Source organism: Bacillus sp. FSL R9-9834 (genome assembly GCF_038006905.1).
Classification (GTDB): Bacteria; Bacillota; Bacilli; order Bacillales; family Bacillaceae_G; genus Bacillus_A; species Bacillus_A pacificus.
This window is the reverse complement of the sequence record NZ_JBBOWD010000001.1, coordinates 3,419,468-3,432,044: the sequence shown is the minus strand read 5'-3', so window position 1 is coordinate 3,432,044 and position 12,577 is coordinate 3,419,468. Positions and strand designations below refer to the sequence as shown.

Genomic DNA, 12,577 nt, shown 5'->3' with positions numbered 1-12,577 from the left:
GATTATGATGAAACATGTTTTTCAAAAAGGAAAAGATACGTCAAAACCAGTGTTGTTATTACTTCATGGTACAGGAGGAAACGAATTAGATTTATTACCACTTGCAGAAATAGTTGATCCGGAAGCATCTGTATTAAGTGTTAGAGGAAATGTATTAGAAAATGGCATGCCACGTTTCTTCCGTAGATTGGCAGAAGGCATTTTTGATGAAGAAGATTTGATTTTCCGTACGAAGGAATTAAATGATTTTTTAGATGAAGCTGCAAAAGCATATGAATTTGATAGAAATAACATTGTAGCTATCGGGTATTCAAATGGAGCAAACATTGCGGCAAGCTTATTATTCCATTACGAAAATGCGTTAAAAGGTGCTGTGCTTCATCACCCAATGGTGCCTAGAAGAGGAACACAATTGCCTAATTTAGCTGGGAAATCCGTGTTTATTGCTGCTGGGACAAATGATCCAATTTGTTCATCTTCTGAGTCAGAGGAATTGAAGCTACTATTAGAAAATGCAAACGCTAATGTAACAATGCATTGGGAAAATAGAGGACATCAATTAACGATGGGTGAAGTAGAAAAAGCAAAAGAATGGTATGGAAAAACAGTTCTATAAGTATAAATAATAAAAGAAGCATCTGCTAATCGTTAGCAGATGCTTCTTTTATTATTTAAGACTGGATTGCAAGGTGGGGTGAAGAAAGTGGTAGGTGAATATCGACGACCGTACCTTTATTTAATTCACTTGAAATGTGTAATTTACCATGATGTTCTTCAATTATTTTGTAACACATCATTAATCCTAGCCCTGTGCCTTTTTCTTTTAAACTATAAAACGGTTCGCCTAAACGGGAGATGCGATCTTCTGGGATACCGCAACCTTCATCGATAATCCGTATTAAGATGAAATTCCCCTCTAATGGTTTTGTTTGGATGAAAATATTTCCGCCATTTGGCATTGCTTCAATCGCATTTTTTAATATATTTATAAAAACTTGTTTTAATTGGTTACCGTCACATTGAATGTCATATACGTAATCAAAATGATCCATAATGATATGAACGCTATGCATAATTGCGGTTGGTAAAATAAATGTAACTACCTCTTCAATTAAAGTTTGTATGTTACAAGTTTGGATTGCTAATACTTGTGGTTTAGACATCGCCATAAATTGACTCGTGATAGATTCCATCTGTGAAATTTCACTTAACATAACATCGATATACCACTTCTGCTCCTCATTTATTTCAGGGAGTAGCAATGTTAGAAAACCTTTTAGAGAAGTGAGTGGATTTCGAATTTCATGAGCGATTCCAGCTGTCAGTTGTCCGACTACTGCGAGCTTTTCAGATTTTCGTAATAACTTTTCCGTTTCCTTTAGCTCAGTAATATCTCTTCCCATTACGATAAGACCTTTACGGGAGCCGTCAGGGTGATAGAGAGGAACTTTCGATATACTTAAGATTAGGTCGAAATCATCTCTATGAATAATAAATTCTTCACCATGAAGAATTTGTCTTTGTTGCCATGCTAATTCATCGACTTCTTCACAATGTAAAAAAGCTTCTCGGTACGCTTCATTATATTGAATGAGTTCACTATCTTTTTTTCCGTGGTAAGGTACATGATGGAAATTGAAGCAAGAAAGTGCGTAGTCATTTGCCTCAAGCCAGCGCCCTTCATGATCTTTAAATATAACAAACGCAGGCATGGAGTTTACTAATGTACGTAACCTCTTCTCACTTTCTTTAAGCTTTTTCTCAATTCTTTCTGATTTTTCAAGAGGCTTCATAATGGCATATACGCCAGTTAGACGATTTTGGACAAAAATAGGAACTAGTTTTGTCACGACATCTAATAAGAATCCATCTTTATGATAAATAGATAAAATATACTCTTGTTGATTATCCGCTTCCGTATTCTTTATATTTTGTAATACTTGCTCAGAAATATGAGCTTCTAAAATCGAGGTAATGCTTTTCCGCTCTAACTCTGAAGAAGTGTAACCTAGTATTCTTTCGGCAGAAGGATTAGTGTGTATAATAATTCCCTCTAAATTTAATGAAATAATACCATCAGGGTTGTGTTCGAACAGAGATGCGTACATTTCTGTTAATGAACAATCTTGTATATGGTTGTGTAAACGTCTAGAAATGTTCGGATGACGTTTTCTTTGAGTTGATGAATATTTTTTACGACTCATAATAGTTCCTCCGTACAAATAGCATCTAAAAAGATTTGTCTATTCATAACTATAATATAGATGTAATGTGTATTTCTATAAAAAATGGAAGTTATAGAATAAATTTTGTTTTCTTTATTTTTCGCAAAGTGAATGTAGGGTAGTAATAAGGGGAGCTTATATTGTTTTATAAACCTTTTGTAAGTTACAGGAGTAGGTTTTCCTTATAATATTAGGATAGAGGAGGGGGAGAGAAAATGAAAAATTATATTCAAGGGATCGATCATGTACAAGTAGCTGCGCCTGTAGGGTGTTTAGCAGGTGTGAAGAAGAAGCACGAGAATTTTATGGTGAAAAAATAGGTATGGAGGAAATCCCGAAGCCAGAGGAATTAAAGAAACGTGGTGGATGTTGGTTTAAGGGTGGAAATCAAGAGATTCATATCGGAGTTGAGCAAAACTTCAATCCAACAAAAAAGGCGCATCCAGCTTTTTATGTTTTAAAAATTGATGAATTTAAACAAGAGTTAATAAAGCAAGGTATGGAAGTAATAGATGACCATGCACGTCCAGATGTAATTAGATTTTACGTATCAGATCCGTTCGGAAATCGAATTGAATTTATGGAAAATAAAAACTAGGTGGAAATCCACCTAGTTTTTTAACCTTTTCTAAACAATCCTAATACTTCAACCGTTTCGGTAATGTTAACGAATGCATGAGGGTCAATTTCAGAAATTGTTAATTTCATACTTGCTAATTCTTCTCGAGAAACAACGGTCATAAGTACACGTTTCTTTTCGCTAGAATAAGCACCTTCGCCATCAAGTAATGTAATGCCACGTACAACAGTTGAAAGAAGTTGTTTTTTCATTTTTTCCGCTTCATTTGTTACAATCATAAGTGTAACCTTGCGATGTTTCGTATGAATAGCATCGATAACTTTACCAGTTACATAAATGGAAAGTAAGCTTGTAAGGGCAACATCCCAAGTGAAGAAGAATCCTGCAATAATAACAACGACTGCATTTAAAATAATAAGGAATCCACCAAGTTTAATGTCTCTTTTGCGAGACAACAACATACCGATAATATCAAATCCACCAGTTGATCCATTACAGTTAAAAACAAGACCGATACCAGCTCCGGCAATGACACCACCAAAGATGGAAGATAAAAGTGGATCTGTTGCTACGACTTTTACTGGAACGTAGTATAATGCAACAGATAATACAATAACAGAGACAATCGTGTTAAAAATTACTTTTTTTCCAAGGCCTATGTATCCTAAAATAAGGATAGGTAAGTTTAATACAAAGTTAATAATACCTGTGTTTACAGGAGTTACAATCCCTAAAATAATAGCAATTCCGCCAATTCCACTACTTAAAATTTTGTGGGGGATAAGGAAAAGATTAAAGGCAATCGCAATAATAATAGAACCAATAATAACACCAAGAAATCTGACCATCTCTTTCCCGTCCTTCACTAAAAAATTCATATTATTTCAAGATTATATATGATATTGAAAGTTTTGGGTAAAAACAGTTTATTTCGGTAAATTTGATTAATCAAAAGAATTTGAGTATTTTATCATTTGAAAGGGGATACAGTTGTGAAGATAAAAACATATCAACAGAAAAGCCCGTTGAAGCAAGAATGTGAGGATTCTTATTTTTGTAATGAAGAAAATAAGATGTATGGTGTATGTGACGGTGCAACACCTCTCGTCCCGTTTCGTGATGAACAGGGACATAATGGAGCATACATCGCTTCGCATTTATTTGCAAGTTATTTTGCTTCATTACGTGAAAATCATAGTTTACCAGTTGCAGTTGCAAAAGCAAATGAAGCATTGCAAAGAAAAATGTTAGAATATAGGGTAGATACGAGAAAAAAAGAGCATTTGTGGTGCACATGTATTGCGGCAGTTCAAATAGGTGGAGAGAAAATTGAATACGCACAGTTAGGGGACTGTATGATTGTCGCAATACTTCGAAATGGAACAATACAAGTATTAACGAAAGACACAGTTGAAGGAATTAGCAAACGAGCAAAAAAGAAGAGAGAAGAAGATCGTAAACAAGGGTTATCTGTACTAGAAGAACATGTTTTTCAAGATGTGCGAGAACAGTTAAAATATAATCGTTATCTTGCAAATATGCAGGGCGGGTATTCCGTTGCAAACGGAATGAAAGAAGCGATACATTATTTACAGCATGGTGAATTACATATAGATGAAGTGAGCGGCATTTTTATTTGTTCAGACGGATTATTCCACCCAGATTGGTCGCTCGAACAAGCTGTTGCATATATAAGAAAGAATAGTATAAGTGAATATGTAGCAATTATCGAAAAGCTAGAAGGAGAAAAGAGAATAAGACCAGATGATAAAACAATGATGATGATTGATTTTTAAGGGAGGATGTTCAAATGGAAATTAAATGTGTTAATTTAACCTTTCAAGATGAATTAGTTCCTTTAGAAAAAGTGAATAAACTGATTATCCACCATACATCCGAAGATGGATGGGATGTATATCAAACACATGAGTTTCATCAAAAAGTAAGAGGATGGAGCGGGATTGGTTACAATTATTTTATTGAAGAAGATGGAACCATAGTTGAAGGACGAGGTTTACATATTGGAGCACATGCGAAAGATAATAATAGGGATACAATTGGAATATGTATGACAGGTAATTTTGATAAATATGATCCAACCCCTGCACAAATGAATGCAGTATATTCTTTATGTAAAATATTTATGAAGCAGTTTGCTATAGAGAAAGAAAATATACTCGGTCATAGAGAGCTAGAAGGAGTTACAAAAACTTGTCCTGGAAAGCGTTTTTCTATGGTAGAGTTAAGAAACGTACTATCATAAATATAGAGGAGTAACAAATGATGATGAATATAAAAATACCAAATGATAAAAAAGAAGAGCTAGTAGCACAAATTCAGCAATTTTTCGTTGAAGAAGATTTAGATGAAATTGGACGCTTCCAAGCAGAGCGTTTAATAGAAGAAATGATTAAATTAGTAGGACCATTTGCATACAATCAAGCAATTGGAGATGCTAGAAAGCTTGTAACAGAGAAATTATCTAATATTGAAGAAGATTTGTATGTGTTAGAGAAGAATGAAGGGAAATAAAAAAGAGCCATTGGGCTCTTTTTTATTTCTCATTTTTATGCTCTTTATATTCATGTACTTTTTCTTTCACATTGCCAACCGTATCTTTAGCAGTGCCTTTTACTTTATCCCATTTTCCTTCAGCTTGTAATTTTTTATTGTCAGTTACTTTCCCGACAACTTCTTTTACTTCGCCTTTTACTTTATCAATAGCACCTTCTACTTTTTCTTTTAAACCATGATCATGTTTAGTCATACATTTCTCCTCCTTGTAGTTTGATTAGAGTTCTCTTTTCATATTGCAAGTTGAATGATGTATCTAGTAATAGCTTAACAAATACAGTTTGAATATTCAAATGATTAATGGTATAGAAAAAGAATTGTCATAGAATGTATAAAATTGTAATGCAAGGAGAAGGAATGTTAATTATATGTCTTTTGCAGTCCATATTGATTTCGTATAAGCGATTTTCATATGAGCACGTTCCATATTATTTTGACTGCCGCTACCGAATTTTGCTTGTCCGACTATTAAATGACAATTGGATTCAATAGCTGTCTCAAGTCGTTTTTGAATTAAGGCAGTATGACAGCCTTTACGCTGAAATTCTGGCAAAGTAGCAGAAGCAGCTAATGAAGCAATCCCATTATTTATGTACAGAACACCAATGCCTGCAGGAGTATTTTGAACTTCGGCTATGAAAAAATACCATCCTGGTTTATCGTAAAGAATTTCGTTATTTTGGCGCACGCCATCTTTTGTAAAGGGTGGCATGTTAAAACCACGTACATATATATCTGCAAAAATATGAAATTCATTTTCTTTTAGTTGGCGTACTGAAATGTTAGAAGGAAGGAGGGATGGGTTTTCTCTCGGTATACTATATAAAGCGGTATGGAAGCTAGATTGATAAAAACCTTTTTCAGATAAGTAATGAAATAGTTCAGCTGTACCTTGAGCGGGTGTAATTTCAAAACGACAAGGGATTTGTAGTGATTGATAATAAGAGATAATTTCATCCAACTCATCTGTATTTGTAAATGTAATACCTTTTACCGTATTAAAAGCCGGACCAGCAATTACTTTTGATGAAAAAGCAGTGGCACTACCGAACTTTTTCATTTGTACTTGCATTGGATTTCCGTTTATTGCTTGTAATAGCGTTAATCTAGAAGAGAGCATATGTATTTCTGCGTTTTCAATTTCTTGAGCTGTATTAAACGTCATAATCGTACTCATAAAGTTCCTCCGTCAATAAATATATTTCATAGTACATATACGATGTTTGTTCTGAGATTCCTGTTGAAATGTAAGAGAATAAGAGGTTTTTTGGAAGGGAAATGGAAGTGAACTGTCGAAGGGAGTAGAAACAGATTAAAGGTGGTGCTCTCATGAAACAGAAAGACGTGCAGACATGCTCTAATTGTGGTTCTCAAAATATAGGAGAAGGTGAGTTTGTCGGTTATGCACAAATACGGAAAAAGGAGACGATGTTCACATCTTCACCAGTAGATGCTTATATTTGTACAGATTGCGGGAATGTCCTTTTATTAAAAGTACGACATTATGAAAAGTTTAAGCAGAAGCCGTTATGATTATTGAGAAGTGGTCATATCCAACATTGTATACGAAACGTCTTATATTAAGGGAAATTAATATGAGTGATAGTTTACATATATATGAGTATGCTGCAGATAAAGAGATGACAACTTATACTGTATGGGATGCTCATCAATCGTTATGTGACACATATAACTATGTAGAAGAAATTGTGAGTCAATATAATAAAGGACAAGTAGCGCCTCTTGGAATCGTGTTAAAAGAGAAGCAAAAACTTATAGGAACGTGTGGATTTATAAAATATGATTTGACCGCACATACAGCAGAAATTGCATACGCCTTATCTCGAAAATATTGGGGAAGAGGATTAGCTACCGAGGCTGTGTTAGCTTTTTTCTACTATGGTTTTCATGAGTTGCATCTTAATAGTATTGAAGCGGGATGTGATTCAGAAAATGAAGCATCTGAAAAATTAATGAAACGTTTGAATATGGAGTACGAGTGCACGATTCAAAAGGATATGTTCATTAAAGGTAAGTATCGTGGCACGAAAAGATATTGTATATCTCGAGAAAGATATATGGATAAATGAAATATTTCATATTAAAAACTCCTTTAAATGAATAAGGGAGTTTTTATTTTTTATAACAATAATTACCTTTAATTGTTATAATTAGTTATTAGGAGAGGGTGATTTATTAACGCCACAATCTTAGAAGAAAAATAGTTAAATCGTATATAAAACCGCTATATAACACAATCGCAACCGTAAGTTGACAAAGTGCAACCATAGGAAGATAGAGATAAGTGCAATGTTTACATACAATTTAGGTAAGAAAACAAAGGGGGACACACATATGGGATTTGGTGAGAAGCTTTTTAAATTAAGAAAAGAAAAAGGTCTTTCTCAAGAAGCATTAGCCGAGAAATTAAACACAACAAGGCAAGCGGTTAGTAAATGGGAAAACGGTCAAGGTTTTCCTGAAACTGAAAAGTTAATAATGATTGGAAATGTATTTGAAGTATCATTGGATTATTTATTAAAGGAAACTGCTGAGCAAAGTAATGAAAATGTAGATGGATATTACGTAAGTCAGGAAATGGCAGAAGGGTATGTAGTGTATGGACAAAAAATTTCTAAATATATTGCGTTAGGATTTAGTTTGCTCATTTTATCTACAATACCGTATTTATTATTTAAAGAAAATGCAACAATGTCGACATTCCTTGTCATTATTATTGCTGTTCTTGGAATTGGAGCAATGATGGTACCTGCAACGATAGAAGAGAGTCGATACAATGTATTGAAAAAAGAAGAACTATTATTTGATCAAAACTTTCTAAAAGAATTGACAAAAAGATATGCGATTATTAAGAAAAAGTATGCGGCAGTAATGATCATTGGATTTTGTTTTATAGCCGCAGGCGCAATACCGTTTTTGTTTGAGAAAAAGCATATCACTTCAGGAGAATTAGTGCAGTATTACCCTTACTGTGTTGTACTTATTGCAATTGGAGTCTATCTTTTTGTTCGTGTGTTAGGAGTATTAGAGGTGTATCGAATTTTAGTAGAAAATAAAGAATATAGTAATCGTCTTATTTTTAAACTGAAAAAGAAAGTGAGAGAAAAAGTGGATAATTTTTAATAGGAGAAAACATACTTTTATGAAAAGTTAAGATAGGAGTGTAATGATGTCAAATCTTCTAGAAATTGAAAATTTAAGTAAATCATTTGGAAACAAAGTTGTTTTAAGAGATGTTTCTTTCAATGTGCCGTCTGGATCAATTGTTGGATTCATTGGTGACAATGGGGCAGGGAAATCAACAACTTTTAAAACAGTACTACAATTAATTTCTAAAGATAGTGGTACAGTCAAAATATTTGGTAAAGAAAATATAAATAAAGATGCCAAGAATAAGGGGAAGATTGGAGTCGTATTTGATGCTATGAATCTCCCGGCTCATCTTACAATAAAACAAATAAATAAGGTTTTTGAAAAGATGTTTGACTCTTGGGATAGAGAAAATTTTTACCGATTAGTTCATTCTTTCTCTTTACCTACTTATGAAAAAGTAGGTAGGTTTTCCCGTGGAATGTCGATGAAACTATCTATAGCTGTTGCATTATCACATAATGCCAAATTATTAATTCTAGATGAAGCGACGGGAGGTCTTGATCCTTCATCTAGGGAGCAGGTGTTAGAGGAATTAAAAAGTTTTGTGAATAAAAGTAATGGTGGTATATTACTTTCTTCACATATTATGAGTGATGTAGAAAAAATAGCTAGTCACCTTATTGTGATAAAAGATGGAGAAATTTTATTGAATGAAGAAAAGGATAAGGTTTTAGACAATTATGCCATTGTAGGTGTTGATGAGGAACAACTAACTTTAATCAACAAAGATATAGTTGTGGTGAAAAGGAATAATGGTTCTTATTTCAATGTACTTGTATCAGATGTGCATAAACTACCAAATGGGATTGCTCATAGAACTATTTCGATAGAAGAAATAAGTGTTTTATTAACAAGGAGTGAAAAATAAATGAAAGGTTTATTATTGACAAACTATTATCTAGTGTATCGAACTTTCTTTACGTTCATGGGAATAGCGATATTAGGATCGGGATTTGTTTTTTATTTTGGTAATGCTTCAATGTACCGTTTAATTGCTACATTCATTATCTTATTTGCTGCAATTCCTGCACTTGAAGTTATTAAGTATGAGAGTAAGTCGGGTTATGAAAAATATGTACTTACTTTACCGGTTACTAGAAATAACATTGTGCAAAGTCACTACCTTTTCTATTTTATAGTTGTAATTATTGGTACTTTATTATCGTATAGCATATTTTACGTACATGCTTCAGTTTCAGATACGCCAATTGATGATGATATATTTAAGAGTGTTTCTTTAGGGACGTTCATCATCCTTAATGCCGGAGCAATAGCCTATCCACTCCTCTATATTTTTGGAGCAGAAAAATCTGATGCTATTACAATTGGAGGCGCATGTGGGGGACTTGTTATTTATTTTGGATTACAAAGTGTAATTGGCTATTTAATAGGACAATTTCCAATATCAAATTTAAATTTATCTGTATACGTTTCAATTCTATATACAATATTTGGCGTTATCATATATATCTTTTCTTTTGTTATTTCGGTATTTATATATCGTAAGAAGGAATTTTAGTATATTTTCTCTTAGTATTTTCTGAATTATTTCCAAAGGAATAATTCAGAAAATACAGAAAAATGTCGTAATTATTTACGAGAGTCTGTTATAATAAACGAAAAATGAAAACGCTTTAAAGGGGGATATAACCAATATGATGATGAATGTACCGCTAACAATTAGTTCTATGATGGAAAGAGCAGAAAAATTGTTTTCAAAGAAAGAAATTGTTTCACGGACACATGATACAATTACGACGTTAACGTATAAGCAGTTAGGTGAAAGGACGAGAAGGCTTTCCAGTGCGTTAAAAAAGTTAGGAATTAAGGAAGGCGAGCGTATAGGAACGTTAGCGTGGAATCATCATCGACATGTGGAAGCGTATTTTGCTATTCCAGGTATTGCTTCTGTTTTGCACACAATTAATATTCGTTTATCTCCTCAACATATTTTATATATTATTCAGCACGCAGAAGATCGCATTCTACTTATAGATGAAGATCTCGTACCGCTCGTTGAAAATATTCAATCACAACTATCAGCTGTACAAGCTTACATTATTATGACTGATAAAGATGAACTTCCAAATACTACGCTAGAACCTGTATATCATTATGAAAAGCTATTAGAAGAAGGCGATCCAAATTTCCAATTTGTAAAAGATATTGATGAAAACACACCTGCTGGTATGTGTTATACGTCGGCGACTACAGGAAATCCAAAAGGTGTTGTATATACGCATCGTAGTACTGTATTGCATTGTATGGCACTTGGTTTAGCGGATACAGCTGCTTTATCGGAAAGTGATGCAGCAATGGCGATTGTACCGATGTTCCATGTGAATGCTTGGGGACTTCCTTTCGCTGCTACGTGGTTTGGATCAAAACAAGTTCTTCCAGGACCGATGTTTACACCAAAAATTTTATTAGAAATGATCCAATCTGAAAAAGTGACGTTAGCTGCTGGTGTGCCGACAATTTGGCTCGGTGTATTACAAGAGTTAGAAAATAATAGTTACGATTTATCTAGTATGACGAGAATACTATGTGGTGGTGCAGCTGCACCGAAAAGTGTTATTAAAGCATTTGAACAGAAACATAATGTTCCTTTCATCCATGCATATGGTATGACGGAAACGAGCCCACTCGTAACACTTGCGCGTTTAAAAAGTTATGAAACAGAATTATCGTATGAAGAGCAATTAGAAATTCGATCAAAACAAGGGTATCTTGTACCTGGTGTAGAGATGAAAGTAGTCGGTACAAATGGTGAAGTGAAGTGGGATGGTACAGAGATGGGAGAACTTTGTTTACGAGCACCATGGATCGCTGAAAGCTATTATAACGATGAGCGTACTGTCGAAGGTTTTCGTGATGGATGGTTATATACAGGAGATGTTGTCACAGTCGATGAGGAAGGTTGCGTGAAAATTGTTGACCGTACGAAAGATGTTATTAAAAGTGGGGGAGAATGGATTTCCTCAGTGGACCTTGAAAATGCTTTAATGGCACATGATGCTATATTTGAAGCAGCTGTCGTTGCCGTTCCTCATCCGCAGTGGCAAGAGCGACCAGTTGCCTGCGTTGTTCAAAAGAAAAATAGTACAGTAACAAAAGAAGAAATATATGCGTTTTTAAAACCGCAGTTTGCAAAGTGGTGGTTGCCAGACGAGATTGTATTTATGGAAGAAATACCGAAAACATCTGTTGGGAAGTTTTTAAAACAAGCGCTTCGGAAAGAACTTGAGCATTTGCGTAAAGGGGAATAATGGAATTCATATTTGTAAACCTATTATGAAAATAAGTTGACAAATTCTAGATAGAAATATAATATAACTTCTATAATATGTTATCCGAAAATTATTTTCAGTTTACAAATGGGAGAAGCAAATATGAATACAAAAAACTTAGTTTTCGTCGCTTTATTTAGTTCTATTATGGGAGTGTTAGGATTAATTCCTCCAATTGCTCTTTCTATTACACCAGTTCCAATTACATTACAATCACTTGGTGTTATGCTTGCTGGTGGACTGTTAGGATCACGTCTTGGTGCATTAAGTCAACTTGTTTTCTTACTTATTGTAGGAGTTGGAGCACCATTACTTGCTGGTGGACGTGGTGGCTTTGGTGTATTTGTTGGGCCAAGTGCAGGATATTTACTTGGTTATATTGTTGGAGCGTTTGTCATTGGTTATTTAATTGAGCGTTTACGTGAAGTTTCTATAATAAAAGTATTATGCATTAATATAATTGGTGGTATTTTCGTAGTTTATGTATTGGGTATTATTGTACAAGCTTTCGTAATGGATATTTCTATATGGCAGACGATGAAAGTAAGTGCTGTGTTCTTACCAGGGGATTGTATAAAAATAATTATTGCAGCAGTTCTTGTAACAAAATTACACCGTTCATTGAAACATATTATTACGCCTGCTTTAAAGAGTGGGAAATATACAAATGCGGGATAAAAAAGAGAAGAAACACGTTCATTGCGTGTTTCTTTTTATTATTTTTAAGAGAAAGG

General features: G+C 34.0%; 15 protein-coding genes and 1 pseudogene. 12 read left to right on the top strand and 4 right to left on the bottom strand.

The genetic code is table 11. The annotated features are described in order from the left end of the window. Positions 1–4 precede the first annotated feature (4 nt). Complete coding sequence (locus tag MKY00_RS17790) at positions 5–616, top strand: alpha/beta hydrolase (protein WP_016718239.1); 612 nt, start codon at positions 5–7, stop codon at positions 614–616. A gap of 55 nt (positions 617–671) precedes the next feature. On the opposite strand, the gene MKY00_RS17785 is transcribed toward MKY00_RS17790, so the two are convergent. Continuing rightward, a complete protein-coding gene (locus MKY00_RS17785) occupies positions 672–2,204 on the bottom strand; it encodes a BA3702 family sensor histidine kinase (RefSeq protein ID WP_016718238.1) in 1,533 nt (510 codons plus the stop codon). Between the two features lie 236 nt (positions 2,205–2,440). Between MKY00_RS17785 and MKY00_RS17780 the strand changes: the two are divergent. Then, positions 2,441–2,823: pseudogene (locus MKY00_RS17780) on the top strand (VOC family protein). Positions 2,824–2,843: 20 nt separating this feature from the next. Here the strand turns inward: MKY00_RS17780 and MKY00_RS17775 are convergent. Continuing rightward, the gene (locus MKY00_RS17775; RefSeq protein ID WP_000251336.1) at positions 2,844–3,653 is read right to left on the bottom strand and encodes a YitT family protein; all 810 of its coding nucleotides are present in this window, start codon (positions 3,651–3,653) and stop codon (positions 2,844–2,846) included. A 126-nt stretch (positions 3,654–3,779) separates the two neighbouring features. Between MKY00_RS17775 and MKY00_RS17770 the strand changes: the two genes are divergently transcribed. From MKY00_RS17770 to MKY00_RS17760, 3 genes are read left to right on the top strand one after another with little or no spacing between them, the layout of a single operon-like run. Next, the gene (locus MKY00_RS17770) at positions 3,780–4,601 is read left to right on the top strand and encodes a protein phosphatase 2C domain-containing protein (RefSeq protein ID WP_029141178.1); all 822 of its coding nucleotides are present in this window, start codon (positions 3,780–3,782) and stop codon (positions 4,599–4,601) included. A gap of 14 nt (positions 4,602–4,615) precedes the next feature. Beyond that, a complete protein-coding gene (locus tag MKY00_RS17765; RefSeq protein ID WP_016718236.1) occupies positions 4,616–5,068 on the top strand; it encodes a peptidoglycan recognition protein family protein in 453 nt (150 codons plus the stop codon). A gap of 17 nt (positions 5,069–5,085) precedes the next feature. Next, positions 5,086–5,337: a DUF2164 domain-containing protein gene (locus tag MKY00_RS17760; RefSeq protein WP_001994665.1), complete on the top strand. Its 252-nt coding sequence runs from the start codon at positions 5,086–5,088 to the stop codon at positions 5,335–5,337. 22 nt (positions 5,338–5,359) lie between these two features. Here the strand turns inward: MKY00_RS17760 and MKY00_RS17755 are convergent, their stop codons facing one another. Together MKY00_RS17755 and MKY00_RS17750 are read right to left on the bottom strand one after the other, a co-directional pair. Beyond that, the gene (locus MKY00_RS17755; RefSeq protein WP_016718234.1) at positions 5,360–5,572 is read right to left on the bottom strand and encodes a CsbD family protein; all 213 of its coding nucleotides are present in this window, start codon (positions 5,570–5,572) and stop codon (positions 5,360–5,362) included. A 171-nt stretch (positions 5,573–5,743) separates the two neighbouring features. Further along, complete coding sequence (locus MKY00_RS17750) at positions 5,744–6,556, bottom strand: GNAT family N-acetyltransferase (protein WP_016718233.1); 813 nt, start codon at positions 6,554–6,556, stop codon at positions 5,744–5,746. A 152-nt stretch (positions 6,557–6,708) separates the two neighbouring features. Here MKY00_RS17750 and MKY00_RS17745 point away from each other — a divergent pair, with 152 nt between their 5' ends. The 7 genes from MKY00_RS17745 (at position 6,709) to MKY00_RS17715 (ending at position 12,521) form a co-directional block, all read left to right on the top strand. After that, entirely contained in the window at positions 6,709–6,912 is a 204-nt protein-coding gene (locus MKY00_RS17745) for a hypothetical protein (RefSeq protein ID WP_000810212.1), read from the top strand. Then, entirely contained in the window at positions 6,909–7,469 is a 561-nt protein-coding gene (locus MKY00_RS17740; RefSeq protein WP_016718232.1) for a GNAT family N-acetyltransferase, read from the top strand. The genes MKY00_RS17745 and MKY00_RS17740 overlap by 4 nt, the downstream gene beginning before the upstream one ends. Positions 7,470–7,734: 265 nt before the next feature. Further along, positions 7,735–8,523: a helix-turn-helix domain-containing protein gene (locus MKY00_RS17735; protein WP_016718231.1), complete on the top strand. Its 789-nt coding sequence runs from the start codon at positions 7,735–7,737 to the stop codon at positions 8,521–8,523. Between the two features lie 46 nt (positions 8,524–8,569). After that, entirely contained in the window at positions 8,570–9,421 is an 852-nt protein-coding gene (locus tag MKY00_RS17730; protein WP_016718230.1) for an ABC transporter ATP-binding protein, read from the top strand. Beyond that, on the top strand, positions 9,422–10,072 hold the full coding sequence (locus tag MKY00_RS17725; protein ID WP_000677371.1) for an ABC-2 transporter permease: 651 nt from the start codon (positions 9,422–9,424) through the stop codon (positions 10,070–10,072). It abuts the gene before it with no gap. 136 nt (positions 10,073–10,208) lie between these two features. Next, complete coding sequence (locus tag MKY00_RS17720; RefSeq protein WP_000980169.1) at positions 10,209–11,822, top strand: long-chain fatty acid--CoA ligase; 1,614 nt, start codon at positions 10,209–10,211, stop codon at positions 11,820–11,822. Positions 11,823–11,945: 123 nt separating this feature from the next. Further along, the gene (locus MKY00_RS17715; protein WP_001093342.1) at positions 11,946–12,521 is read left to right on the top strand and encodes a biotin transporter BioY; all 576 of its coding nucleotides are present in this window, start codon (positions 11,946–11,948) and stop codon (positions 12,519–12,521) included. The last annotated feature ends 56 nt before the right edge of the window (positions 12,522–12,577 follow it).

What these genes read in the sequence shown, in the direction of transcription:
- MKY00_RS17725 (WP_000677371.1), top strand. Translation starts at nt 9,422, where the DNA reads ATGAAAGGTTTATTATTGACAAACTATTATCTAGTGTATCGAACTTTC.
- MKY00_RS17790 (WP_016718239.1), top strand. Translation starts at nt 5, where the DNA reads ATGATGAAACATGTTTTTCAAAAAGGAAAAGATACGTCAAAACCAGTG.
- MKY00_RS17765 (WP_016718236.1), top strand. Translation starts at nt 4,616, where the DNA reads ATGGAAATTAAATGTGTTAATTTAACCTTTCAAGATGAATTAGTTCCT.
- MKY00_RS17720 (WP_000980169.1), top strand. Translation starts at nt 10,209, where the DNA reads ATGATGATGAATGTACCGCTAACAATTAGTTCTATGATGGAAAGAGCA.
- MKY00_RS17750 (WP_016718233.1), bottom strand. Translation starts at nt 6,556, where the DNA reads ATGAGTACGATTATGACGTTTAATACAGCTCAAGAAATTGAAAACGCA.
- MKY00_RS17785 (WP_016718238.1), bottom strand. Translation starts at nt 2,204, where the DNA reads ATGAGTCGTAAAAAATATTCATCAACTCAAAGAAAACGTCATCCGAAC.
- MKY00_RS17755 (WP_016718234.1), bottom strand. Translation starts at nt 5,572, where the DNA reads ATGACTAAACATGATCATGGTTTAAAAGAAAAAGTAGAAGGTGCTATT.
- MKY00_RS17735 (WP_016718231.1), top strand. Translation starts at nt 7,735, where the DNA reads ATGGGATTTGGTGAGAAGCTTTTTAAATTAAGAAAAGAAAAAGGTCTT.
- MKY00_RS17760 (WP_001994665.1), top strand. Translation starts at nt 5,086, where the DNA reads ATGATGATGAATATAAAAATACCAAATGATAAAAAAGAAGAGCTAGTA.
- MKY00_RS17745 (WP_000810212.1), top strand. Translation starts at nt 6,709, where the DNA reads ATGAAACAGAAAGACGTGCAGACATGCTCTAATTGTGGTTCTCAAAAT.
- MKY00_RS17715 (WP_001093342.1), top strand. Translation starts at nt 11,946, where the DNA reads ATGAATACAAAAAACTTAGTTTTCGTCGCTTTATTTAGTTCTATTATG.
- MKY00_RS17740 (WP_016718232.1), top strand. Translation starts at nt 6,909, where the DNA reads ATGATTATTGAGAAGTGGTCATATCCAACATTGTATACGAAACGTCTT.
- MKY00_RS17775 (WP_000251336.1), bottom strand. Translation starts at nt 3,653, where the DNA reads ATGGTCAGATTTCTTGGTGTTATTATTGGTTCTATTATTATTGCGATT.
- MKY00_RS17730 (WP_016718230.1), top strand. Translation starts at nt 8,570, where the DNA reads ATGTCAAATCTTCTAGAAATTGAAAATTTAAGTAAATCATTTGGAAAC.